At 73.7% G+C, this 23219-nt stretch carries 23 protein-coding genes; 11 read left to right on the top strand and 12 right to left on the bottom strand.

The window, feature by feature from the left end:
• Nucleotides 1-93: 93 nt before the first annotated feature.
• Both CLV35_RS12610 and CLV35_RS12605 read right to left on the bottom strand, forming a co-directional pair.
• Entirely contained in the window at nt 94-1416 is a 1323-nt protein-coding gene (locus CLV35_RS12610; RefSeq protein WP_121193819.1) for an NYN domain-containing protein, read from the bottom strand.
• A complete protein-coding gene (locus tag CLV35_RS12605; protein WP_231121765.1) occupies nt 1413-1700 on the bottom strand; it encodes a hypothetical protein in 288 nt (95 codons plus the stop codon). Before CLV35_RS12605 ends, CLV35_RS12610 begins: the two co-directional genes overlap by 4 nt.
• Before the next feature lie 61 nt (nt 1701-1761).
• On the opposite strand from CLV35_RS12605, the gene CLV35_RS12600 reads away from it, so the two are divergent.
• From CLV35_RS12600 to dacB, 3 genes are all read left to right on the top strand, one after another.
• Nucleotides 1762-3582, top strand: coding sequence for a DEDD exonuclease domain-containing protein (locus CLV35_RS12600; protein ID WP_231121764.1), 1821 nt, complete (start codon nt 1762-1764; stop codon nt 3580-3582).
• Nucleotides 3583-3682: 100 nt separating this feature from the next.
• Nucleotides 3683-3970, top strand: a complete 288-nt coding sequence (locus CLV35_RS12595) for an Lrp/AsnC family transcriptional regulator (RefSeq protein WP_121193818.1) — start codon at nt 3683-3685, stop codon at nt 3968-3970.
• Nucleotides 3970-5292, top strand: coding sequence for a D-alanyl-D-alanine carboxypeptidase/D-alanyl-D-alanine endopeptidase (gene dacB, locus CLV35_RS12590; protein WP_121193817.1), 1323 nt, complete (start codon nt 3970-3972; stop codon nt 5290-5292). The genes CLV35_RS12595 and dacB overlap by 1 nt, the downstream gene beginning before the upstream one ends.
• Before the next feature lie 114 nt (nt 5293-5406).
• Here dacB and trpD read toward each other — a convergent pair whose 3' ends face one another.
• Together trpD and CLV35_RS12580 are read right to left on the bottom strand one after the other, a co-directional pair.
• Nucleotides 5407-6480, bottom strand: coding sequence for an anthranilate phosphoribosyltransferase (gene trpD / locus CLV35_RS12585; RefSeq protein ID WP_121193816.1), 1074 nt, complete (start codon nt 6478-6480; stop codon nt 5407-5409).
• Nucleotides 6477-6893 (bottom strand): response regulator, encoded by a 417-nt coding sequence (locus CLV35_RS12580; RefSeq protein ID WP_121193815.1) that lies wholly within the window; start codon nt 6891-6893, stop codon nt 6477-6479. The genes trpD and CLV35_RS12580 overlap by 4 nt, the downstream gene beginning before the upstream one ends.
• Before the next feature lie 262 nt (nt 6894-7155).
• Between CLV35_RS12580 and ctaE the strand changes: the two genes are divergently transcribed.
• The 5 genes from ctaE (at nt 7156) to CLV35_RS12555 (ending at nt 12762) form a co-directional block, all read left to right on the top strand.
• A complete protein-coding gene (ctaE, locus tag CLV35_RS12575; protein WP_121193814.1) occupies nt 7156-7764 on the top strand; it encodes an aa3-type cytochrome oxidase subunit III in 609 nt (202 codons plus the stop codon).
• Nucleotides 7765-7772: 8 nt separating this feature from the next.
• Nucleotides 7773-8570: a cytochrome bc1 complex diheme cytochrome c subunit gene (gene qcrC, locus CLV35_RS12570; RefSeq protein WP_231121762.1), complete on the top strand. Its 798-nt coding sequence runs from the start codon at nt 7773-7775 to the stop codon at nt 8568-8570.
• A gap of 82 nt (nt 8571-8652) precedes the next feature.
• A complete protein-coding gene (qcrA, locus tag CLV35_RS12565; protein ID WP_121193813.1) occupies nt 8653-9768 on the top strand; it encodes a cytochrome bc1 complex Rieske iron-sulfur subunit in 1116 nt (371 codons plus the stop codon).
• Between the two features lies 1 nt (nt 9769).
• Nucleotides 9770-11371, top strand: coding sequence for a cytochrome bc1 complex cytochrome b subunit (gene qcrB, locus CLV35_RS12560; RefSeq protein WP_121193812.1), 1602 nt, complete (start codon nt 9770-9772; stop codon nt 11369-11371).
• 167 nt (nt 11372-11538) lie between these two features.
• Nucleotides 11539-12762 carry a GGDEF domain-containing protein gene (locus CLV35_RS12555; RefSeq protein WP_121193811.1) on the top strand — a complete coding sequence of 408 codons (1224 nt, stop codon included), beginning with the start codon at nt 11539-11541 and terminating at the stop codon, nt 12760-12762.
• A 2-nt stretch (nt 12763-12764) separates the two neighbouring features.
• Here the strand turns inward: CLV35_RS12555 and CLV35_RS12550 are convergent, their stop codons facing one another.
• The 4 genes from CLV35_RS12550 to ctaC form a co-directional block, all read right to left on the bottom strand.
• A complete protein-coding gene (locus CLV35_RS12550) occupies nt 12765-14120 on the bottom strand; it encodes a L,D-transpeptidase (RefSeq protein ID WP_147431958.1) in 1356 nt (451 codons plus the stop codon).
• A 163-nt stretch (nt 14121-14283) separates the two neighbouring features.
• Nucleotides 14284-14679: a cytochrome c oxidase subunit 4 gene (locus tag CLV35_RS12545; protein ID WP_121193809.1), complete on the bottom strand. Its 396-nt coding sequence runs from the start codon at nt 14677-14679 to the stop codon at nt 14284-14286.
• 1 nt (nt 14680) lies between these two features.
• Nucleotides 14681-16399, bottom strand: a complete 1719-nt coding sequence (gene ctaD, locus CLV35_RS12540; RefSeq protein ID WP_121193808.1) for an aa3-type cytochrome oxidase subunit I — start codon at nt 16397-16399, stop codon at nt 14681-14683.
• Nucleotides 16396-17310: an aa3-type cytochrome oxidase subunit II gene (gene ctaC, locus CLV35_RS12535; protein ID WP_121193807.1), complete on the bottom strand. Its 915-nt coding sequence runs from the start codon at nt 17308-17310 to the stop codon at nt 16396-16398. The genes ctaD and ctaC overlap by 4 nt, the downstream gene beginning before the upstream one ends.
• Before the next feature lie 277 nt (nt 17311-17587).
• Between ctaC and CLV35_RS12530 the strand changes: the two genes are divergently transcribed.
• Together CLV35_RS12530 and CLV35_RS12525 are read left to right on the top strand one after the other, a co-directional pair.
• Nucleotides 17588-18688 (top strand): cysteine desulfurase family protein, encoded by a 1101-nt coding sequence (locus CLV35_RS12530; RefSeq protein WP_121193936.1) that lies wholly within the window; start codon nt 17588-17590, stop codon nt 18686-18688.
• Nucleotides 18685-18930 carry a sulfurtransferase TusA family protein gene (locus CLV35_RS12525; RefSeq protein WP_121193806.1) on the top strand — a complete coding sequence of 82 codons (246 nt, stop codon included), beginning with the start codon at nt 18685-18687 and terminating at the stop codon, nt 18928-18930. Before CLV35_RS12530 ends, CLV35_RS12525 begins: the two co-directional genes overlap by 4 nt.
• Before the next feature lie 9 nt (nt 18931-18939).
• Here the strand turns inward: CLV35_RS12525 and aat are convergent, their stop codons facing one another.
• The 4 genes from aat to CLV35_RS12505 all read right to left on the bottom strand — a co-directional run bounded on the left by aat (nt 18940) and on the right by CLV35_RS12505 (nt 21628).
• Complete coding sequence (gene aat / locus CLV35_RS12520) at nt 18940-19623, bottom strand: leucyl/phenylalanyl-tRNA--protein transferase (protein WP_121193805.1); 684 nt, start codon at nt 19621-19623, stop codon at nt 18940-18942.
• A gap of 9 nt (nt 19624-19632) precedes the next feature.
• Nucleotides 19633-20625 (bottom strand): carbohydrate kinase family protein, encoded by a 993-nt coding sequence (locus CLV35_RS12515; protein WP_121193804.1) that lies wholly within the window; start codon nt 20623-20625, stop codon nt 19633-19635.
• A gap of 63 nt (nt 20626-20688) precedes the next feature.
• Nucleotides 20689-21114, bottom strand: a complete 426-nt coding sequence (locus tag CLV35_RS12510; RefSeq protein WP_183061951.1) for a DUF4115 domain-containing protein — start codon at nt 21112-21114, stop codon at nt 20689-20691.
• 148 nt (nt 21115-21262) lie between these two features.
• Complete coding sequence (locus CLV35_RS12505; RefSeq protein WP_121193802.1) at nt 21263-21628, bottom strand: HesB/IscA family protein; 366 nt, start codon at nt 21626-21628, stop codon at nt 21263-21265.
• Between the two features lie 384 nt (nt 21629-22012).
• Between CLV35_RS12505 and nadA the strand changes: the two genes are divergently transcribed.
• Entirely contained in the window at nt 22013-23191 is a 1179-nt protein-coding gene (gene nadA, locus CLV35_RS12500; RefSeq protein ID WP_121193935.1) for a quinolinate synthase NadA, read from the top strand.
• Nucleotides 23192-23219 lie beyond the last annotated feature (28 nt).

Genomic DNA, 23219 nt, shown 5'->3' with positions numbered 1-23219 from the left:
TCGCACGTCCTCGCCCGCAGGCGGCGTTGGGGGCAGCGTACGCGCCCCGCCCGCGCCGACGGCGTCGGCACGCTGCGGGTGCCGTAGCCGGTCCTAGCCCCGCTCGAGGCGGCGCACCAGCGCCATCGCCGCGACCGGGCGGGCGCCCGAGCGCACGACGCCGGCGGCCACCTCCTTGTCGGAGCTCACCACCACGACGGGACGCCCGGCGGGCTCGTTGGCGACGAGCCGGCGGATGAGCTCGTCGGCCGTCTCGCCCGGCAGCGAGAACAGCACCCGCACCCCGCGCGGCTTGGCCACGACCACCGGGGCGTCGACGGCGGCGCCGTCGAAGCAGCAGGTGACCTCGGCGCCGGTACGCGCGACGAGCCCCCCGAGCCCCGTGACCAGCCGCTCGCGCTGGGCCTGGAGCGCGAGCCCGCCGTAGCCGCTCTTCGTCACGTTGTAGCCGTCGACCACCAGGTGCACCCGCGGCAGGGACAGCAGCTCGTCCAGGACGGCCGGGTCGTCGGAGGCGAGCGCCCGCGGCCCGACGCCCTGCAGCGCCTGCCCCGGCGCCAGCGCCTCGACGGAGTCCGCGGGGCGCACGTCGGAGGCCGGCAGGGCCAGCTCGCGGCGCAGCCCGGTCGCCGCGTCGGCGACGACGTCGAGCAGGAGGCGCAGACGGGCGTCGGCGGCGGTGCGGCCCTCGCGCACCTGTCGACGGGCGCCGTCGCGCTCGCCCTCCACGGCGGCGAGCCGGTCGCGCAGCCGCCGTGCCTCCGTCTCGGCGCGCGCCGCCCGCGCCTCGGCGTCGGCGGCGCGCTGCTCGGCCTCCTCGACCGCGCGGCGCGAGCGGCCTGCTGCCGTGCGCGACTCCTCGCGCGCGCCGTGCAGGCGGTGGCGCAGCTCCGCGACCTCCGCCTTCGCGGCGTGCAGCTCGGTGCGCACCCGGTCGATGTCGGTGCGCTGCTGGGTGCGCAGGACCGCGAGCTGCGCATGCAGCCGCTCGGCGGCGGCGCGGGCCTCGGCCAGCTCGGCGCCCGCCTGCTGCTCCCGGCCCTCGCGCGCCACCCCGCCGACGACCTCCTCCCAGCCCGGCGTGCGCAGGAGGTACGCGGCGGCCGCCAGGTCCGCAGGCTCCGCCGCAGGGGGCACCGAGCCGGCGGCGAGCGCGTCGGCGACTCCGGGCAGCGCGTCGCGCACCCGGTCGGCGACGCGCTCGCGGAAGCCCTCGTCGAGCTCCAGCGCCGCCGCCAGCGCAGGTGCCGCGTGGCGCAGCCGGCGGGCCGGGGTGAAGCGGAGGAAGGGGCGCAGCGGAGCGGGCACCTCGCCCGGCGCCAGCGTGCCCAGCGTCTCGTCGGCGAGCGCGACGAGCCTCGCCCGCACCTGCTCGGGCAGCGCCGGGACGGAGCCGGGCGCCGAGGGCTCGGTCACCCCGCCCGGCCGCCCTGGGGGTCGGCCTGCTGGGGGTCCGCCTGCGGGTCGGCGTCGGTGCGCAGCACCAGCTCGACGTCGTCGGCCGACTCGCACCAGCGGCAGCGCACCCGCTCCACGACGTCGTCGAGGCGCTCGCTGACCTCCACCTGCGGCTCCCCCGGCAGGTCGAAGTGCCAGAACTCGACCGTGCGCGTGCGACGGGTGACGTCGAAGCGCGTGAGGTTGCCGCAGCGCGCGCAGCGCCAGCGGCTCTCGGCAGTGGGCAGCGTCGGGGTCGGCACGGCATGGAGCGTACGGCGCGCCAGTCCGGTCCTGTCAGTCCCCACGCCTACGGTGTCGCCCGTGAGCCAGCTCGACCTCCGCACGCCCGCCAGCCGCGACGGCGCAGCACCGCCCGCGCCGCCCGTGCAGGGCACCTTCGACGAGCTCGGCACACCGTTGCGCAGCACCACGTTCGTGGTCGTCGACCTCGAGACCACGGGCGGCTCCCCCGCCGCCGGCTCCCGCATCACCGAGATCGGCGCGGTCAAGGTGTGCGGCGGCCAGCGCCTGGGCGAGTTCCAGACCCTGGTCGACCCCGGCTGTCCGGTCCCGCCGTTCGTCGCCGTGCTGACCGGCATCACCGACGCGATGCTGCTGGGCGCGCCCACGATCGAGGCGGTGCTGCCCGCGTTCCTCGAGTGGGCAGGTCCCGACGCCGTCTTCGTCGCCCACAACGCCCCGTTCGACATGGGCTTCCTCCAGCACGCGTGCCGCGAGACCGGCGTGCCGTGGCCCGGCCGGCGGGTGGTCGACACGGCGCGCCTCGCCCGCCAGCTCGTCACTCGCGACGAGACGCCCAACTGCAAGCTGTCCTCGCTCGCCGCGTTCTTCGGGGCCACGACCACGCCCAACCACCGCGCGCTGGCCGACGCCCAGGCGACCGTCGACGTGCTCCACGGCCTCCTCGAGCGCCTGGGCGGCATCGGGGTGCACTCCGTCGAGGAGCTGGTCACCTACAGCGCCCGCGTCACGCCCCAGCAGCGCCGCAAGCGCCACCTCGCCGACCGCATGCCGACCGCGCCGGGCGTCTACGTGTTCCGCGACGCGCAGGGCCGCGCCCTCTACGTCGGCACGTCGCGCAACCTGCGCGCCCGCGTCCGCACCTACTTCACCGCGTCCGAGCCGCGCCGCCGCATGCGCGAGATGGTGGCCCTCGCGACGAGCGTCGACGCGATCGTGTGCGCCACCCCCCTGGAGGCCGAGGTCCGCGAGCTGCGGCTCATCGCCGAGCTGCGCCCGCGCTACAACCGGCGCTCGAAGCACCCCGAGCGCCAGGTGTGGCTCAAGCTCACCGACGAGGCGTTCCCCCGGCTCTCGCTCGTGCGCCAGGTGCGCGACGACGGCGGCGCCTACATCGGGCCGTGGTCGTCGTCGCAGTCGGCCGAGCAGGCGATGGCCGCGGTGCACGAGGCCTTCCGGCTGCGCCAGTGCACGCCGCGGCTCTCGCTGCGCGTGCGCACGAGCGCCTGCGCGCTGGCCGGGATGGGCCGCTGCGGCGCGCCCTGCGACGGCAGCGAGACGCGCGAGGACTACGCCGTGCACGCCGACGCGGTGCGCCAGGCGTTCACCGCCGACGTCCGGCCGGCGGTCGAGCTGCTCGAGGCCCGCATCTGCGCGCTGGCTGCCCAGGAGCGCTTCGAGGACGCCGCAGCGGCGCGCGACCGGCTGGCGGCGCTGCTGCGCGGGGCCTCGCGCGTGCAGCGGCTGCGCGCACTCACCAGCGTCCCCCAGCTGCTCGCGGCCCGGGCCCGCGACGACGGCGGCTGGGAGCTGGCGGCCGTCCGCCACGGCCGGCTCGTCGGCGCAGCAGCGGTGCCGCCGGGAGTCCACCCGCGCCCGCACGCCGACGCCCTCGTGGCCACGGCCGAGCAGGTCGAGCCGGGCCCGGGGCCGCTGCCCTGCGCAGGCGCCGAGGAGGTCGAGCGGGTGCTCGCCTGGCTCGAGACCCCCGGCACCCGGCTGGTCGAGCTCGAGGGCACCTGGGCCTCGCCCGCCTTCGGCGCGGGCGGCCCGCGCCGCCGGCTCGACGCCGCGACGGAGGCCGACGTGGTCCCCTTCGCCGACCGGCGACCCCTGCTCACCAGCTCGCGGCCCGCGGCAGGGTGGGAGCGCGTCGGATGAGCCCGAGCCGCGCCCGGTGCCACCCCGGGCGTCGTACCGTTGCCGCAGCAGCGCACGTCCCGCCGCGGCCCCGAGGCCCGGCCCGTCCCAGGAGGCTCCCGTGATCACGGCGATCGTGCTCGTGCAGACCGAGGTCGACCGCATCCCCGAGGTCGCCGCCGCCATCGCCGAGCTCGACGGCGTCAGCGAGGTCTACTCCGTGACCGGCGGCGTCGACCTGATCGCCCTGGTGCGCGTGCGCCGCCACGAGGAGCTCGCCGAGGTCATCGCCGACCGCCTCCACAAGGTGCCCGGCGTCGTCGACACCACCACGCACATCGCCTTCCGGGCCTACAGCCGCCACGACCTCGAGGCCGCGTTCGCGCTGGGCGTCGAGGACGCCGACTGATGCCGGTGCGCTCCTTCGTGTCCCGGGTCGGCGCTCCCGGGGCCGCCCTGCTCGCGACCGCCGCCGTGGCCGCCGGGGTGCTCACCGGGCACGGAGACGCCGCCGCCGGCGCCTCCGCCGAGCCGTCCTCCGCGCCCAGCAGCAGCACCGCCCCGCTGCCCCCACCGCCGCCGGTCGTCACCCCCGAGCAGCGCATCGCCTCGCTGCTGCCGCAGCGGCTCGCGGCCCTGCACCTCGGCTCGCGGGCCAGCGTGGTCGTCACCGACGTCGACGCCCGCAGCGAGGTGCTCGCCGTGCGCCCGACCGCGCGCCGGCTGCCGGCCTCGCTCTCCAAGCTGGCCACCACGGTCGCCGCCCTCGAGACGATGGGGCCGGACCGCCGGTTCGTGACCAGCGTGCTGCTCGCGCCCGACGGCACGCTCGTGCTGCGCGGCGGCGGCGACGCCACCCTGCGCACCCGCGACCTCGGCACGCTGGCCGCCCAGGCGACCGCCGCCCTCGGCGCGCACCTCACGGCCCGGCGGCCGGTGGTCGTCGACGACTCCGTCTTCGCGCCCCCGACGCTCGCGCCCGGCTGGCCGCGCTCCTACTACCGGGGCGAGGTCTCGCCGGTCCGCGGCCTGGTCGTCGACCGCGCGGCCAGCGCCGACACCGGCATGCTCGCCGGCCGGCGGTTCGCCGCCGCCCTGGAGCGCCGCGGCGTCCAGGTCACGACGGTCTCCCGGCGGCACACGCCCGCCGGGAGCACCCAGGTGGCGAGCTTCGCCGGCCTCACGCTCGCCCAGCAGGTCAAGGCGATGCTGCAGGTCAGCGACAACGACATCGCCGAGACCCTCGGGCGGCAGGTGGCGCTCGCGGTCGGCGAGCGCCCCGACTGGGCCGGCGCCGAGCGCGCCCGGGCGAGCGTGCTCGCCCGGCTGGGCGTCCCGCTCGACGGGGTGACGCTCCGCGACGGCAGCGGGCTCTCGCGGCTCAGCCGGATCACGCCCTACGCCCTGGTCTCGCTGCTCGACCTCGCCGCCGACCCGTCGCGGCCGGAGCTGTCCAGCATCGCGTTCGGCGGCGGCCTCCCCGTCGCCGGCCGCACCGGCTCGCTGCGACCCGCCCGCGGACGGTTCGTCACGGCGCCGTCCAAGTGCGCCACCGGCAAGCTGTGGGCGAAGACGGGGCTGCTGCGCGACGTCGTGGGTCTCGCCGGCTACACCCGCAGCACCGACGGGCACCTCCAGGCCTTCGCGGTGCTGGTGAACGGCTCGAGGTCCACGCTCGCGCTCCGCCGCCAGGTCGACGGCCTCGCCGCCACGGTGACCGGCTGCTGGTAGCCCGGCCGCTCGCGTCCCTCCCCCCGCTGTGTCCGAACTCGCGTCCCCGAGTGCGCAGGTGGCGGCGCAGCGCGTTCGGACACGAGCGGTTCGCCGGACAGCAGCCGCAGCGGCTCAGCCCGCCAGCGCGGCGCTGACCTCCACCCAGCGCGCCAGCGTCGCGGTCGCCGCACCCGAGTCGAGCGCGTCGCCCGCCCGCGCCACGGCCGCAGCCAGGCGGGGCACCAGCTCCTCGCCCTCGCCCGTGCCGCGGGCGGCGTCCAGCGCGACCAGCGCGGCCGCTGCGTTGAGCAGCACCGCGTCGCGCACCGGTCCACGCTCGCCCGCGAGCACCTGCTGGGCCACCTCGGCGTTGTAGGCGGCGTCCCCGCCGCGCAGGGCGCCGGCAGGAGCCCGCTCGACACCGAGGTCCTCGGGGACGATCGAGCTCTCGCGGACCTCGCCGCTGCATACCTCCCAGACCGTCGAGGGCCCGGTGGTGGTCAGCTCGTCCAGCCCGTCGTCGCCGCGGAAGACCAGGGCGCTGGTGCCGCGGTCGGCGAGCACGCGGGCCATGACACCGGCGAGCCGGCCGTCGGCCACGCCCACGGCCTGGGCGCTCGGCTGCGCGGGGTTCGCCAGCGGGCCGAGCACGTTGAAGACGGTCGGCACGCCGAGCTCCCGGCGCGGCACGGCGGCGTGCCGCAGCGCCGGGTGGAACAGCGGCGCGAAGCAGAAGCCGATGCCGGCCTGCTCGACGCTGGCGGCGACGGCCTCAGGAGGCAGGTCGACGACCACGCCGAGCGCCTCCAGCAGGTCGGCGGACCCGCACCGCGAGGACGCCGCGCGGTTGCCGTGCTTGACCACGCGCCCGCCGGCGGCCGCGACGACGACGGCCGCCATGGTCGAGATGTTGACGGTGTGGGCGCCGTCGCCGCCGGTGCCGCACGTGTCGACGGCGTCGCCCGGCACGTCGACCCGGCGCGCGTGCTGCAGCATGGCGGCGACCAGGCCGGTGATCTCCTCGGGCGTCTCGCCCTTGGCGCGCAGCGCCACGACGAAGCCCGCGACCTGCGCCGGGCTGGCCTCGCCGAGCATCACCTGGTCCATCGCCCAGGCTGTCTCCGCCGAGCTCAGCGCTTCGCCGCGGAGCAGCGAGCCGATCAGGACGGGCCACGTGCGCAGCTGTCCGCGAGCGGCAGCGCTCACGAGCGCACCGCCACGTCGGCCAGTCGCTCGCGCAGCAGCCGCGCCGCCGTCGCGGCGAGGGCCGCCGGGTCGAGGGGGTGCGGCACGGCGGCGTCGGCGCGCGACCAGGCGGCCAGCCAGTCGTCCTGGGGCCTACCGGTCAGCACCAGCACCGGGGGGCACTCGAAGACCTCGTCCTTGAGCTGGCGGCAGATGCCCAGCCCGCCGGCGGGCACGGCTTCGCCGTCGAGCACGACCAGGTCGAAGCCCCCGGCGTCGACGGCCCTGATCACGGCGGGCGGGGTCGCGCACTCGGTGTAGTCGATCAGCGGGAGGTCCTTGGCCGGGCGCCGGCCGAGCGCGAGCCTCACGCGCTCGCGCACGGTGCTGTCGTCGCTGTAGACGAGCACCCGTACGGCTGCTTGCTCGGTCACTGTCGACGCTCCTCTGCACGAGTGGCCCTGGCGAGCGCGATGCTACCGACCACCCCCGCCCGACCCGCGACGATCACGGCGAAGTCCGCGGACACGCCGACGTGTCGCGCAGAGTTCCTCATGATCATCGCGGTCCGAGGCGGTCGGGGAGCGGGGTACGCAGCGGCGCCGCGCCGGCCGCGGGTGCCGTCGGCGGGCGGTCCGGGACGCGCCAGGGGGATCCCGCCGCGCCTTCGACGCCCGGTAGTGGCACCATTGCGCCGTGGCAACGGCAGCAGCGGTCGAGAGTCCAGTCGCACGCCCTCCGGCGAACCGCCCCAACCTGGTGTCCGTGGGCACCATCGTGTGGCTGTCCTCGGAGCTGATGTTCTTCGCGGCGTTGTTCGCGATGTACTTCACGCTCCGGTCGGAGCGGGGCCAGGCGTTCTGGGACGACAGGAACAGCCTCCTCAACGTGCCCTTCTCCTCGGTCAACACGACGGTGCTGGTGCTGTCGTCGGTGACCTGCCAGTTCGGCGTCTTCGCCGCCGAGCGCGGCGACGTCAAGGGCCTGCGCCGGTGGTTCACGCTCACGTTCCTCATGGGCGCGTTCTTCATCGGCGGCCAGGTCTACGAGTACGCCGGGCTCTTCCGCGACGGGCTCTCGCTCTCGTCCGACGCCTACGGCTCGATCTTCTACCTGACGACCGGCTTCCACGGCATGCACGTGACCGGTGGTCTGATCGCCTTCCTGCTCGTGCTGGGGCGCACCTTCGTGGCCCGGCGCTTCACCCACGAGCAGGCGACCACCGCCATCGTCGTCTCCTACTACTGGCACTTCGTCGACGTGGTCTGGATCGGCCTGTTCGCGACGATCTACCTCCTGAAGTGAGCACCGCCGTGACCTCCCTCTCCGCACCCGCGCCGCGCACCCCGCTGCGCCGCCGCCCGGTCGGCACGTTCCTCCTGCTGCTCGTCGCCCTGTCGCTGATGGCGGGCGCCTACGCGGTGTTCGCGCCCAGCACCCGGGCGGCCACCGAGGGCGTCGGCAGCGCCGACCGCGGCCGCCAGCTCTTCCAGCAGAACTGCTCCACCTGCCACGGCCTGTCGGCCGAGGGCTCGGGCAACGGGCCGTCGCTGGTCGGCGTGGGCGCCGCCTCGGTCGACTTCCAGGTCGGCACCGGTCGCATGCCGCTCGCCGCGCCCGGGGCCCAGGCCGCCCGCGGCCGCGTGCTGTTCAGCCAGGACGAGATCAACGACCTCGCCGCCTACGTCGCCTCCCTCGGCCCCGGCCCCTCGATCCCGTCGGCGGCCGACGTCGACCCCTCGAAGGCCAACTCGGCCCTCGGCGGCGAGATCTTCCGGACGAACTGCTCGATGTGCCACAACTTCGCGGGTGCCGGCGGTGCGCTGACCCAGGGCAAGTACGCCCCCAGCCTGCTGGACACCTCGCCGAAGCACGTCGCCGAGGCGATGCTCACGGGCCCGCAGAACATGCCGGTGTTCTCCGACGCGCAGATCTCCCCGGCGCAGAAGCGCGCGATCATCGCCTACCTCAAGGCCTCGAAGGACACCTCCTCCCCCGGCCTGACCGGCCTGGGCGCGCTCGGCCCGACGAGCGAGGGCCTGTTCGGCTGGATCGCCGGGCTCGGCCTGCTCATCGCCTGCGCCGTCTGGCTCGCCCAGAAGGCTCGCTGAGGCCCGTGATGCCGCGCTCCAGCGCCTCCGCGGGCACCGACCTCGACCTCACTCCCGACCCGGCGAAGAGAGACCGCGCCTGATGAGCACCCACGACACCGACAGCTCCGGCTCGCTCGAGCGCCGCGACGGCGCGGGCCAGCTCGAGGAGCGGTTCACCGACCCGGGCCTGCCCGCCCACGTGCACCGGTCCACCGACATCGACCCGAAGGCCGCCGCGCGCGCGGAGCGCCAGGTCAGCCTGCTGTTCCTGCTCTCCCTCGTCGGCACGGTCGTCTTCGTCGTCGGCTACTTCGCCTTCTACCTGCCCGACGGCGACAACTACCGCAAGTCGACGCTGACGCTGGGCCTCGGCATGGCGCTGGCGCTGTTCTCCATCGGCGCGGGCGCCATCCAGTGGGCCAAGAAGCTCATGTCCGACGAAGAGATGGTGGAGATCCGCAAGCCCATCCGCTCGACCGACGAGGACCGCCAGGGCGCCGCGCGCGTCCTGCGCGAGGGCGGCGAGGCAGCGGGCTTCCTCCCCCGGCGCAAGATGATCTGGGCGAGCCTGACGGCCGCCACCGGCGCCGCGGGCCTCATGGCGGTCATCCCGCTCAAGGACCTCTGGACCCGCAACCGCGGCGAGAGCCCGGTCGACCAGATCTCGCACACCAAGTGGGACAAGGGCGTCCGCCTCGTGCGCGACCCCACCGGCGAGCCGCTGCGCGCCGAGGACGTCCCGATCGGCGGCGTCGTCCACGTGGTCCCCGGCATCTTCAAGAAGCCGAGCCAGGAGCCCAACGTCGACACAGCCGGCGGGCAGACCGGCACCGGCGGCGAGGAGCAGGCCGACGGCGAGCTCGACCTCACGCTCAACGACCGCGCCAAGGCCGCGGTGCTCGTCATGCGCCTGGCCCCCGGTGACGTCGAGCCCGACGCCGCGCGCGAGGGCTGGGACTACGACGGCATCTACGCCTACTCCAAGATCTGCACGCACGTCGGCTGCCCGGTGGGCCTCTACGAGCAGCAGACCCACCACCTGCTCTGCCCGTGCCACCAGTCGACCTTCGACGCCACGCGCCACTGCAAGGTGATCTTCGGGCCGGCCGCCCGCCCGCTGCCTCAACTCGCGATCACCGTGGACTCGGACGGATACTTGGTAGCACAGAGCGACTTCCACGAGCCCGTGGGTCCGAGCTTCTGGGAACGAGGCTGAGATGACGGTCACGATCAACTCGGCGGCCAACGCGAGCGGCCGCTACCTCGACGAGCGCCTTGGCCTGGCCAAGATCGTCAAGAAGAACATCCGCAAGGTCTTCCCCGACCACTGGTCGTTCATGTTGGGCGAGATCGTGCTCTACAGCTTCATCATCCTGCTGCTCACGGGCACCTGGCTGACGCTGTTCTTCAACCCCTCGATGACCGAGGTGGCCTACAACGGCCCGTACGTCCCGCTCAAGGACGTGCACATGTCCGAGGCCTACGCGTCGACGCTGAAGATCTCGTTCGAGATCCGCGGCGGGCTGATCATGCGCCACCTGCACCACTGGGCGGCGCTGGTCTTCATCGCCGGCATGGTCGTCCACGCCTTCCGCACGTTCTTCACGGGCGCGTTCCGCAAGCCGCGCGAGTTCAACTGGCTGCTGGGCATCGGCCTGCTGACCCTCGGCCTGGTCGAGGGCTTCGCCGGCTACTCGCTGCCCGACGACCTGCTCTCGGGCACCGGCCTGCGCATCGCCGACGGCGTCGTGAAGTCGATCCCGGTGGTCGGCACCTACGTCTCGTTCTTCATGTTCGGCGGCGAGTTCCCGGGCGAGGACCTCATCCCCCGCCTCTACATGGTCCACATCCTGCTGATCCCGGCTCTGATCCTCGGCCTGATCGGCGCCCACCTGGCGCTCGTGGTGTTCCACAAGCACACGCAGTACCCCGGCGCCGGGCGCACCAACAACAACGTGGTCGGCTTCCCGCTGCTGCCGGTCTACGCGGCGAAGGCCGGCGGCTTCTTCTTCGTGGTGTTCGGCGTCCTCGCCTTCATCTCGGCGGTCGCCCCGATCAACCCGGTGTGGCTGTTCGGCCCCTACAACCCCTCCGAGGTCAGCGCAGGTTCGCAGCCGGACTGGTACATCGGCTTCCTCGAGGGGTCGCTGCGCCTGATGCCCAACCTCGAGACGCGGCTGTGGGGCCACACGCTCTCGTGGAACGTGCTCATACCCTCGCTGGTCATCCCCGGCGTGATGTTCATGGTCTTCGCGATCTACCCGTTCCTCGAGGCCTGGGTGACTGGCGACCGCACCGAGCACCACATCCTCGACCGTCCGCGCAACCAGCCGGTCCGCACCGGCCTGGGCGTCCTGTTCATCACGAGCTACGCCATCCTGTGGCTCGCCGGTGGCAACGACATCCTGGCCATCACGTTCGGGCTGTCGATCAACTCGATCACGTGGTTCTTCCGCTTCTTCTTCTTCATCGGCCCGCCGCTCGCCTTCTGGATCACCAAGCGCGCCTGCCTCGGCCTGCAGCGCCGTGACCGCGAGAAGGTGCTGCACGGTCGCGAGACCGGCATCCTCATGCAGCTGCCCCACGGCGAGTTCGTCGAGGTGCACGAGCCGATCAGCGTCGAGGAGCGCTGGCGCCTGGTCCAGCACGAGGTGCAGCGCCCGATCGAGGCGCCGAGCTCGACCGACCGCAACGGCGTCGCCCGACGGTTCGCGGTCGGCGGCAAGGCCCGTGCGAAGCTCTCCAGCTGGTTCTACGAGGACCGGGTCGAGCCGCCCACGCCCACCGAGGTCCGCGAGCTCGAGGCCGGCCACCACTAGCCAGCCCGGCCCAGCAGGTCGACGACCGCCCGCTCCCCCGCTCGTCGGGGGGCGGGCGGTCGTCGTTCCGGGGGGCGTGCACGTCGAGGGCCCAGGACCAAGGGCTTACGACGCAGGTCACCCCGCCGACGGTTCAGACGGGGGGGTCCGGGGTCGATGACTTCGGAATGAACGCGACGAGGCACCTGGCGCCTCGTGACCTGGCCAGCGCCACCCGCTCGAGCATCGTGTTCGCCTCCGTGGGAGGCCTGCTGCTCGGCGGGCTGAACCTGTTCGTCGCCGACTTCGGCGCCAACGCTGCCGGACGGCTCGCGACCTGGGCCGTCGTCGCCGTGCTCGCCGCCATCACCGCCGTGCTCGCCCTGGCACCGCACCGGCTCCCGCTGCTCTTCTGGGCCACCGTGCCCTCGATGGTCGTGGCCGTCGGCCTCGTGCTCGACCTGCTGACGCGCGACTCGAGCGCGGCCGGGCAGATCTTCCTGTGCTGGCCCGTGCTCTTCGCGGCCTACGAGCTGCGCCCGCGCGTCGCCCTGGCGGTGCTCGTCGAGGTGCTCCTCGCCGACGCCGTCATCGTCTTCAGCCTGCGCCCGGCCGGCGCGGCAGCCAGCGACCTGTTCTCGGTCGGCACCACGTTGTCGGTCTTCTGCCTGCTGCTGGTGCGCGCCCGCGAGCGAGAGTCCCGCCTCGTGGGCGAGCTGCGCCGGCAGGTCGAGGTCGACGACCTGACGGGCCTCGCGACCCGGCGAGCCCTCGACCAGGCGATGCGCACCGCGGTCGGCACGGGGTCGACGCACGAGACCGTCTCGCTCGTGCTGGCCGACGTCGACCACTTCAAGGCGGTCAACGACACATGGGGCCACCCGGCCGGCGACGCGGTGCTGCAGCACGTCGCCCGGCTGCTGCGCGAGCAGTTCGGCTCCCGCGGGCTGACGGCCCGGCTCGGCGGCGACGAGCTGGCGGTGCTGGTGCCGGGACGCAGCGCGCGCACCGCTGCGTACGTGGCGGAGGCCTTCCGCCTGCAGCTCGCCGAGGAGCCGGCGACCGTCGACGGCCGAGTCGTCACGGCGACGGTGAGCGTCGGCGTCGCCGAGCTCGCGCTCGCCGACTCCGTCGAGGCCGACGAGCTCTACCGTCGCGCCGACGAGGCGCTCTACGCGGCCAAGCGGGCGGGACGCGACCGGGTGTGGTGCGCGCGGCCCGACGGCGACGTGACGGCCGGGCAGCAGGACGTCAGCGCCCCGCAGGGCGCTGACGCCCCGCAGGGCGCCGACGCAGCGCGAGAAGCTGCTGCCGAGCGCCGGAGCCCGCGACGGGCCTGGGCCGGCGCCACCGACGCGTCCTCGACGGAGCCGTCACCGCGTCCGCTGGCCGGTGGCCGGCGCGCCGGCTGAGATCAGACCGCGCTGTCCTCGACCCAGTCGGACCACTTCACGTTCCAGTCGGTCCAGCCGTTGTGGGGCTCGAGCTTGCGGGTCGAGCCGATGACGTTGACCACGTCGCCGACGTTGGTGGCGTCGAACAGCTTGTGGGCGTTGGCGAGGCTCATGCCGACGCAGCCGTGGCTGACGTTGGTCAGGCCCTGAGAGCCGGTCGACCACGGCGCCGCGTGCACGAACTCGCCGCTGTTGGTGATGCGCATGGCGTAGGGGACGTCGAGCTTGTAGTAGTTCGGGTCACCCTTCTTGATGCCGGTGGTGGCGGCGTCCATGACCTTCATCGTGTACTTCTCGCTGATCACCTTGATGCCGCCACGGGTGCGGAAGCCCGCCTTGCCGGTGGTGATCGGGAAGATGCCCCACACCTTGCCGTCGCGCCGCACGACCATGCGGTGCTTCTTCACGTCGACGGTGCTGACCATCGATGCGCCCACGTCGTAGGTGACCGTGCGGTCGGTGTCCTCGGTGCCCCAGACGCCCTTGCTGAGCTCGACGCCCTTGAGGTGCACCGCGAGGGTCACGGTGCTGTGGGCCGGGAAGTAGTGCTGGGTGCGGTAGTGCACCTCGGAGTCGTTGATCCACGACCAGGTGCCGTCGAGGTGCTTGGTACCGCTCACCTGCAGGCCGGCCTGCACCGCCGCCTTGCTGGCGTCCGCCACGGGGCTGTTGAAGCGCACGATCAGCGGCATGCCGACGCCGACCGTGCGGCCGGAGAGCGGAGAGATGCTCGTCTTGGCGACCTTGGTCACCGGCACGGTGGTCCAGGTGCTCGTGCCGGAGCGGGGGTGCCCGGCCGCGTCGACCGCGTAGGCGCGCACGGTGTAGGTCGAGTCGCCCAGCAGACCGTGCACCGGCACCCACGTCGTGCCGTCGTCGGCCAGGGCGCCCTCGACGGGCCCGTGGGCGTCACGGACGTCGACGCGCTGCAGGGTGCCGTTCGTGACGGTCACCGAGATCGGTGCGTCGAGGCGCACGTCGCTGCTGCCCTTGGCGGGTGAGAGCGCCAGGCGCGCGAGCGACGGGACGATCGTCGGGGTGGGGCTGCCGGCCGGCGTGGCACCGGCTGAGGAGCCGGAGGCGGAGGTGACCGCGGCACTGGCGTTGTCGCTGGCCTGGCAGCCGGTCAGAGCCGGCACGAGGCCGACAGCACCGAGCAGGGCCACGACCTTGACCGCGGAGCGGGCACGCCCGCGCACGGGGGAGCCGGACGCCTCGCGGGAGGACCGGCTGCTGGCACCGCTGACGACACCACTGCTGACGACACTGCTGCGGATGTTCCCGAGCACCGGACCCGTCGTCCCGATACGCCTCAAGCTGCGCCCTCCATCGCTTCCCCCGCCTGGCGCGAGCACGCCACCGGACCTCCAGTGTCACCCATTCCAGGGCACAAGGCCAGCAGCGACCCGCCAGCGAGGCGCGAAGGGGCACGGCAGACCGGGTGATGCCCGGTCCGCCGCACCCTGGGCGCGGGCAGCGCTAGTGCGCGTGCTCGCCGCGGTAGTACTCGAAGATCAGGCCCAGCACGGAGTAGCCGAGGAAGATCACGCCCATGCCGACGAGCCACCAGCCGAAGACCAGGCCGAGGGCGACGACGGCGACCGAGGCGCCCAGAGCCAGCGGCCACGGGCTGCCCGGGCTGAAGAAGCCGAGCTCGCCGGCGTTCTCCTCGATCTCGGCGTCGAGCCGGTCCTCGGGCCGGGCGCCGATGCGGTGCCCGGTGAACAGCGTGTAGAAGCCGACGAGCGCGGCCAGACCGGCCGTGAAGGCCAGGGCGGTCGTGCCGGTCGGGTCACCGGTGATCACGCCGTAGACGATGGCCAGGATGGTGAAGAACACCACGCCCGACGCGAAGATGAGACCTTCGACCTTCATGTCAGCGGTCCTCGAGGTCAGGCTCGCCGGCGATCTGGTCGAGCAGCGTCTTGCCCGGCGTCGCGGTGTCGACGCGCGGGACCTCCGGGTGGTGCAGGTCGAAGGCCGGGCGCTCGGAGCGGATCCGCGGCAGCTCGACGAAGTTGTGCCGCGGAGGCGGGCACGACGTGGCCCACTCGAGGCTGGCGCCGTAGCCCCACGGGTCGTCGACCATCACGCGCGGGGCGTACTTGGCGGTCTTCCACACGTTGTAGAGGAACGGCAGCATCGAGGCGCCGAGGATGAACGCGCCGATCGTCGACACCGTGTTGAGGGTGGTGAAGCCGTCCTCGGCGAGGTAGTCGGCGTAGCGGCGCGGCATGCCCTCGTTGCCCAGCCAGTGCTGGACCAGGAACGTGGTGTGGAAGCCGATGAACAGCAGCCAGAAGTGCAGCTTGCCGAGGCGCTCGTCGAGCATCTTGCCCGTGAACTTGGGCCACCAGAAGTAGAAGCCCGAGAACATGGCGAACACGACCGTGCCGAAGACCACGTAGTGGAAGTGGGCGACGACGAAGTAGGAGTCGTTGAGGTGGAAGTCGAGCGGCGGCGAGGCGAGGATCATGCCGGTCAGGCCGCCGAAGAGGAAGGTGACCAGGAAGCCGATCGCCCACAGCATGGGCGTCTCGAACGTGATCGAGCCCCGCCACATCGTGCCGACCCAGTTGAAGAACTTCACCCCGGTGGGCACCGCGATGAGGAACGTCATGAACGAGAAGAACGGCAGGTTCACCGCTCCGGTGGGGTACATGTGGTGGGCCCACACGCTGACCGAGAGGCCCGAGATGGCGATGGTCGCGAAGACGAGGCCCTTGTAGCCGAAGATCGGCTTGCGGCTGAAGACGGGGATGACCTCGCTGATGATCCCGAAGAACGGGATCGCGATGATGTAGACCTCGGGATGGCCGAAGAACCAGAACAGGTGCTGCCAGAGGATGGCGCCGCCGTTGGCCGGGTCGAAGACGTGGGTCCCGAGCTTGCGGTCGCAGTAGAGCACCACGAGCGCAGCGGCCAGCACCGGGAACGCCATGAGCACGAGCACGCTCGTGAGCAGGATGTTCCAGGTGAAGATCGACATGCGGAACATCGTCATGCCGGGCGCGCGCATGCAGAAGATCGTGGTGATGAAGTTGACGCCCGCGAGGATCGTGCCGAGGCCGGAGATGATCAGGCCGCAGACGGCGAGGTCGGTGCCGATGTTCGGCGAGAACGCCGACAGCGAGAGCGGGGTGTACATGTACCAGCCGACGTCGGCCGCGCCGTCAGGGGTGATGAAGCCCGAGATGGTGATGAGGCCGCCGAACAGGAACAGGTAGAAGCCGAACATGTTCAGGCGCGGGAACGCCACGTCGGCCGTGCCGATCTGCAGCGGCATGATGATGTTGCCGAACCCGACGAACACCGGGGTCGCGAAGAACAGCAGCATGACCAGGCCGTGCATCGTGAAGAGCTGGTTGTACTGCTCCTCGCTCACGATCTGCAGGCCCGGCCGCGCCAGCTCCGTGCGCATGACCAGGGCGAGCACACCGCCGAACAGGAAGAACCCGAACGCGGTGATGAGGTACATGTAGCCGATCACCTTGTGATCGGTCGAGGTCGCCCACTTGACGATCAGGGCGCCCTTGTGCTTGCGGACCGGGATGGCGCTCTCGGTGAGCCGCTCGGGGTGCGCCTGAGCCGTCATGGCCGGGTCTCGCTCTCGCTCTTGATGTTCGCTCCGGTGCGCCGGGGCCCGGTCTGGTCGCCCTGCAGGCCGACCTGGCCGAGGTCGCGCAGCCGCTGGAGCTCGGCTTCGTACTGGTCGTGGCTGACGATCTTGACGTCGAACAGCATGCGCGAGTGGTAGGTGCCGCAGAGCTCGGCGCACTTGCCCGGGAACGTGCCCGTCTTGGTGGGCGTCAGCTCGAACCGGTTGGTGATGCCGGGGATGAGGTCGCGCTTGTAGAGGAAGGGCGTCACCCAGAACGAGTGGATGACGTCACGGGTCAGGACCGTGAACTCCACCTTCTCGTTGACCGGGAGGACCAGCACCGGGCGGTGCTCGTCGGTCCCGGTCTCGTAGACCGCCTGGTCGGGGCCCTGCGAGCCCTCCTGGTAGTTGAAGTCCCAGCTCCAGCGCTTGCCGACGACGGTCACGTGGTGGGTCGCGTCGCCCTTGACCTCGTTGATGTCGTTCTGGTCCTGCGCGGTGAAGTAGAAGTAGACGCCGACCATGACGATCGGGAGCGTGGTGTAGAGCACCTCGACCGGCAGGTTGTAGCGCACCTGCGGCGGCAGCCCGGTGTCGGTCGCCTTGCGCCGGTAGATGATGCAGGCGCCGATGATGAGCGCCCACACGATCGCGCCGACGAGCAGCGCGACGGTCCAGGCGCCCTGCCACAGCGTCAGCATGGTCTTCGCGTTGTCGCTGGCCGGCTCGGGGAGCCCGCCGCGCTTCCACTCGCCCTCCTGCTGCGAGGTGCAGCCGGCGAGCAGCAGGGCGACCGGGGCCGCGAGCAGCAGCGCGCGCCGCAGCGGTGGACGGAGAGCCGAGCTCCGGACCTGCGGTCCGGTCCCCCGCGGGTGACGCGAGGCTCGGGGAGCGTACGGACGCACTCGCAACCCTTCTCCCGGCGCGTGCGCCCGAGGGACCTGGGGACAGGTCGCTCGAGCGTGGCCGCACCGTGCAGATCAGCCGAACAACTGGCACTTACTGGCGCACGCACACTACTACCGCGACCTGGCGGACGCCCGGTGGGGCTCGCCGCGGCAGGCGCGGAGGCGGCCACGTCGCGTGGCCGGGCATGCTGGGAGGGTGAGCAGCCCCGAGGACGCACGAGAGCGGCCGACCCCGCCCGCGCGCGCCTTCCTCGACGCCGCCGCCGGGGAGCCGATGTCCGAGGTCGCGCGCCAGGCGCTGGCGGCGGCCACGGCCGACGGGTGGGCCGACCCCCGCCGCACCTACTCCGAGGGCCGCCGGGCCCGGCTCCTGCTCGACACCGCCCGCGAGTCGGTCGCCGCGAGCCTCGGCGCCCGCGCCGACGAGGTCGCCTTCACCCCCTCCGGCACGCTCGCCGCGCACCTGGCCGTGCTCGGGGCCCACGCCGGGCCGCCCGGGGAGCGGCCGGTGGGCCGGGTCGTCGTCAGCGCCGTCGAGCACTCCAGCGTGCTCGCGGCCGCCGCGCACACGGGCGCCGAGGTCGAGGCGGTCGGCGTCGACCGGCTCGGCCGCGTGGACCTCGACGCGTTCCGCGCCGCCGTCGCCCGCGACGGGGTCCGGGTCGCGGCTCTGCAGTCGGCCAACCACGAGGTCGCGACCACGCAGCCGGTCGCCGAGGCGCTCGAGGTGTGCAGGGAGCACCGCGTACCCCTCGTGGTCGACGCGGCGCAGAGCGCCGGTCGGGCACCGCTCCCCCCGTGGGACCTGCTGACCGCGAGCGCGCACAAGTGGGGCGGGCCGCCGGGCGTGGGGGTGCTCGCCGTGCGCCGCGGCGCCCGCTGGCGCTCGCCCTGGCCGGAGGACGACGGTGCGCAGGGCCGCGTGCCGGGGGCGCCGGCGCTGCCGCTCGTCCTGGCCGCCGCCCTGGCGCTCGAGGCAGCGGTCGCGGACACGGCGGACGAGGGAAGGCGCCTGGCTGCGCTGGTCGACCGGGTCCGGGCGGAGGTGCCGCGCCGGGTGCCCGACGTCGAGGTCGTGGGCGACCCCGACGGGCGGCTGCCGCACCTGGTGACCTTCTCGTGCCTCTACGTCGACGGCGAGGCGCTGGTGACCGAGCTCGACCGCCTCGGCTTCGCCGTCGGCTCCGGCTCGGCGTGCACGGCGAGCACCCTGCGCCCCAGCCACGTGCTGGCGGCGATGGGGGTGCTGACGCACGGCAACGTACGCGTGTCGCTCCCCCGCGGCACGACCGCGGCGACGGTCGACGCGTTCCTCGACGCGCTGCCCGGGGCGGTCTCCCGCGTCCGCGAGCGCGCAGGGGTGCAGGGCCTGTGAGCGCGCTCGAGGAGCCCCTGGCCCTGGAGGTCGACGCGCTCGGCCGGCGCTGCCCGCTGCCCGTCGTCGACCTGGCCCGGGCCGTGCCGTCGGTGCTGGTGGGTGCGCTGGTCGCGGTCGTCGCCGACGACGTCGCCGCCGCGCACGACGTGCCGGCGTGGTGCCGGCTGCGGGGCCAGGAGTTCGTCGGCGAGCGGGCGCGACCGGTCGGCACGGCCTACGTCGTGCGCCGCCTGGTCTGAGCGCCGGGCTCAGCCCCGGCCGTCGTCGAACGCCGGGGGCAGCGGCTGCCCGAGCGCCTGGGCGAGCAGGCGCAGGTAGCGGCGCCGCGGCACGGCCACCACGCCGAGCGTGGCCAGGTGCTCGGTGCGCCACTGGACGTCGAGCAGCCGTGGCGCGCCGTCGGCCCGGAGCAGCTCGACCAGGTGCACGAGCGCGACCTTCGAGGCGTCGGTGGCCCGGCTGAACATCGACTCCCCCGCGAACAGTCCGCCGGTGGCGACGCCGTAGAGGCCCCCGACCAGCTCCTGGCCCTCGGTCCACACCTCGAGCGAGTGCGCCCAGCCCAGGGCGTGGAGCCGGGAGTACGCCGCGGCGACGTCCCCGTCGATCCAGCCGCCGGTGCGCCCAGGGTCGGCGCAGCCGGCGACCACCTCGTCGAACGCGGCGTCGACCGTCACGGTGTAGCGGCGCAGCGAGCGCCGCAGCGAGCGGCTGACGAGGAGCCCGTCGAGCGGCAGGACCCCGCGCGGGTCGGGCGACCACCACGCGAGCGGGCCCTCGAGCCCGTCGAGGCGCATCGGGAAGAGCCCGGCGCGGTAGGCGGCGAGCAGCGTCCCGGGCTCGAGGTCGGCCCCGATGCCCACGACCTCGCCCGCCAGCGAGCGGTCCGCGCGGGGCAGCCGCCACGGCGTGGGCGGCGGCTCCACGGGCACGCGGCCGTCCTAGAGCGCGGGCTGCGCGACCGCCGGCAGGTGGGCGCCGATCTCGGCGGCGGCCTCGGGGCCGAAGGCCACCGAGAGCCGGGCCAGCGAGGCGGCGGGGTCCAGGACGTACTCCTGGGTGCCCATCGTCTCCAGCACGTGCGCGGCGACCAGCGCACCCAGCTGGCACGCGCGCTCGGTCGACAGGCCCCACGACAGCGCAGCGAGGAAGCCGGAGCGGAAGCCGTCGCCGACGCCGGTCGGGTCGACGCGCTCGGTGACGTGGACAGTACCCACGCGCAGCGACGGCTCGCCGAGGCGCTCGACGAGGACGCCGAGCGGGCCCAGCGTGGTGACGCGGGTCCGCACGCGGCGCAGCAGGTCGTCGGCCGACCAACCGGTCTTCTGCTCGATCAGGGCCGCTTCGTACTCGTTGGTGAACAGGTACGTCGCGCCCTCCACGAGCGCGCGCACCTCGTCGCGGTGCATGCGGGCCAGCTGCTGGCTGGGGTCGGCGGCGAAGGCGTAGCCGCGCTCGCGGCACTCCTCGGTGTGGCGCAGCATGCCGGCCGGGTCGTCGGGCGCGATGAGGACCAGGTCGAGCCCGCCGAGCCGCTCGGCCACCGGCGCCAGGCGGCACTCGCTCGACTCGGACATGGCGCCCGCGTAGAACGAGGCGATCTGGTTGTGGTCTGCGTCGGTCGTGCACACGAAGCGCGCGGTCGCCCTGCTCGACACGTGGATCGACTCGCAGTCGACGCCGTGGCCCTCGAGCCAGGCGCGGTAGTCGGCGAAGTCGGGCCCCACCGAGCCGACGAGCGAGGAGCGCACGCCCAGCTGGCCGAGGCCGAAGGAGATGTTGGCGCCGATGCCGCCGCGGCGCACCTCGAGCTCGTCGACGAGGAACGAGAGCGAGACCTTGTCGAGCTTGCCCGCGACCAGCGAGTCGGTGAACCGGCCCGGGAAGTGCATGAGGTGGTCGGTGGCGATCGAACCGGTGACGGCGATGTGCACGGTGCTGGTGCTCCTGGAGGGGGCGGGCGGCGCGGGGGCGCAGGACCCGCCGACCCTACTCCGCTAGCGCACGACGAAGGAGAAGACGTCGCTCACGCCCGCCCGACCGGCGGGCGCGGGGCCGCTGCCGGTGTCGACCAGCACGTTGCCGGCGTTGCCGAGCACGACGTCGTAGGAGCCGGCACCGGTGAACGTGCGCGACGCGCCCTTCTTCAGGGTGCCCAGGCCCAGCACCTCGGTGCCCCGCTTGACCTGGAACCACGACGTGCCGCGGGCGGTCAGGACCAGCCGGTGGGCCGGCGCGGCGCGCGGCGTCGCGGCAGGGCGGGTGGGCGTGGGCGTGGGCCGAGCGGTCGGCGCGCGAGGTGCTGCGGAGGGCGTCGACGCCGAGGCAGCGGGCGAGGCCGCACGGCTCGCCAGGGCGGTGCTCGCGCCGGAGCTCGACGCCGCGGGGGCGCCGTCGTCCGGGCCGCCGCGCCGGGACAGCACGACGGCCACCACGACGACGAGGACGAGCAGCGCGACGGCACCCGTGGCGTACGCGGGGGTGCGGCGTCGCGCCGGCGGGCGGCTGCGGGCGTGCCGCCCGCTCAGGGCCGGACCGCCCGCGGCGCGCCGGGGGTGGTGCTCGGCAGGGTCAGTGGAACGAGTCGCCGCACGCGCACGAGCCGCCCGCGTTCGGGTTGTCGATCGTGAAGCCCTGCTTCTCGATGGTGTCGGTGAAGTCGATCACGGCACCGGCGAGGTAGGGGGCGCTCATGCGGTCGACGACCACGCCGACTCCGTCGAAGGTCTTCACGACGTCGCCGTCGAGCGAGCGCTCGTCGAAGAAGAGCTGGTAGCGCAGGCCGGAGCAGCCGCCGGGCTGCACGGCGACGCGCAGGGCCAGGTCGTCCCGGCCCTCCTGCTCGAGCAGCGCGCGGACCTTCGAGGCCGCCGTGTCGGTGAGGACGACCCCGTCGGCCGTCTCGACCTGGACCTCGACCGTGTCCTGAACCGTCATGCTGGCGTCTCCTCGATCGTTCGGCTGTGCGTGGCACTGCTGTGCCCGTGCTGCGTGGAGGGGCGCGACCCGCCCCAGGTCGTGGCCAACGCCTGGCGCCGCCACAACCTTCCCGACCATGCTGACACACGATCGGAGCAACGGGCGGGACTGTGACCGGGACGACGCCCGGATGCGGGCCCGGCGTCGCAGGGAGCGCCCGCCGGGCAGCAGCGCGTGACCGGTCGGAGCGGGCGCACGAGCCGCAGACCGGCGGAGCGGGAAGCGCGGACGGGCCGGCGGGCGTTGCACACGTGGGAGGATCGACCCTCCGCCGGACCCCTGGGGAGCCCTGTGACCGTCGACGCCGTCGTCCCTGCCGACACCGCTGCAGCCCGTCTCGGCGTGGCGCCCAGCCCGCTCGCCCAGCTCCTCCTGGGCCGCACGCTCGGCACAGCGGACCTCGCCAGCGAGCGCGGAGTCGACTGCCCGGGCGACCTGCCCTCCCCCAGCGACCCCGGCCTGGTCGAGCGCGCCCGGCGCGCGCGGGCCGCTCTGGGCGACCGGGCCTTCGTGCTCGGCCACCACTACCAGCGCGACGAGGTCATCGAGTTCGCCGACGTCACCGGCGACTCCTTCAAGCTCGCCCAGAAGGCCGCCGCGCGTCCCGACGCCGAGTTCGTCCTGTTCTGCGGCGTCCACTTCATGGCGGAGTCGGCCGACATCCTCACCGGCGACCACCAGCAGGTCGTGCTGCCCGACCTCGCCGCCGGCTGCTCCATGGCCGACATGGCCGGGCTGCAGCAGGTCGAGGACGCGTGGGCCGCCTTCGAGGCGGCCGGCCTGGCGGACAGCACCGTCCCGGTCGCCTACATGAACTCCACCGCGGCGATCAAGTCCTTCACCGGGCGCCACGGCGGCACGATCTGCACCTCGAGCAACGCCGACCGCTCGCTGCGCTGGGCCTTCGAGCGCGGCGAGCGCGTGCTGTTCCTCCCCGACCAGCACCTCGGGCGCAACACCGCGGTCCTGCAGCTCGGGCTGGAGCTCGACGACTGCGTCGTCTGGAACCCCCACAAGCCCCACGGCGGGGTGACGCCCGAGCAGCTGCGGCGGGCCAAGATGGTGCTCTGGCGCGGCCACTGCTCGGTGCACGGCCGGTTCAGCGCGGCCAACGTCGCCGACGTGCGCGAGCGCATCCCCGGCGTCAACGTGCTGGTGCACCCCGAGTGCCGCCACGAGGTGGTCACGGCGGCCGACTCGGTCGGCTCGACCGAGCACATCATCCGCACGCTCGAGGCGGCGCCGCCCGGCAGCTCGTGGGCCGTCGGCACCGAGCTGAACCTCGTCTCGCGGCTGGCCGCGGCCCACCCCGACAAGTCGATCGTGTTCCTCGAGCGCACGGTCTGCTACTGCTCGACGATGAACCGCATCGACCTGCCGCACCTCGTGTGGGCGATGGAGTCGCTGGTCGACGGCCGCGTCGTGAACCGCATCGAGGTCGACCCGGACACCGCCCACTGGGCGCGCGTCGCGCTCGACCGCATGCTCAGCCTCCCGGGGTCGGGCACGACGCGCGGCTGAGCGGAGACCTCGCCCTCGCCGTCAGCGG

It is taken from the genome of Motilibacter peucedani, from assembly GCF_003634695.1.
GTDB classification, from domain to species: Bacteria; Actinomycetota; Actinomycetes; order Motilibacterales; family Motilibacteraceae; genus Motilibacter; species Motilibacter peucedani.
The sequence above is the reverse complement of the archived record's forward strand: the minus strand, read 5'-3'. Positions and strand labels throughout refer to the sequence as shown.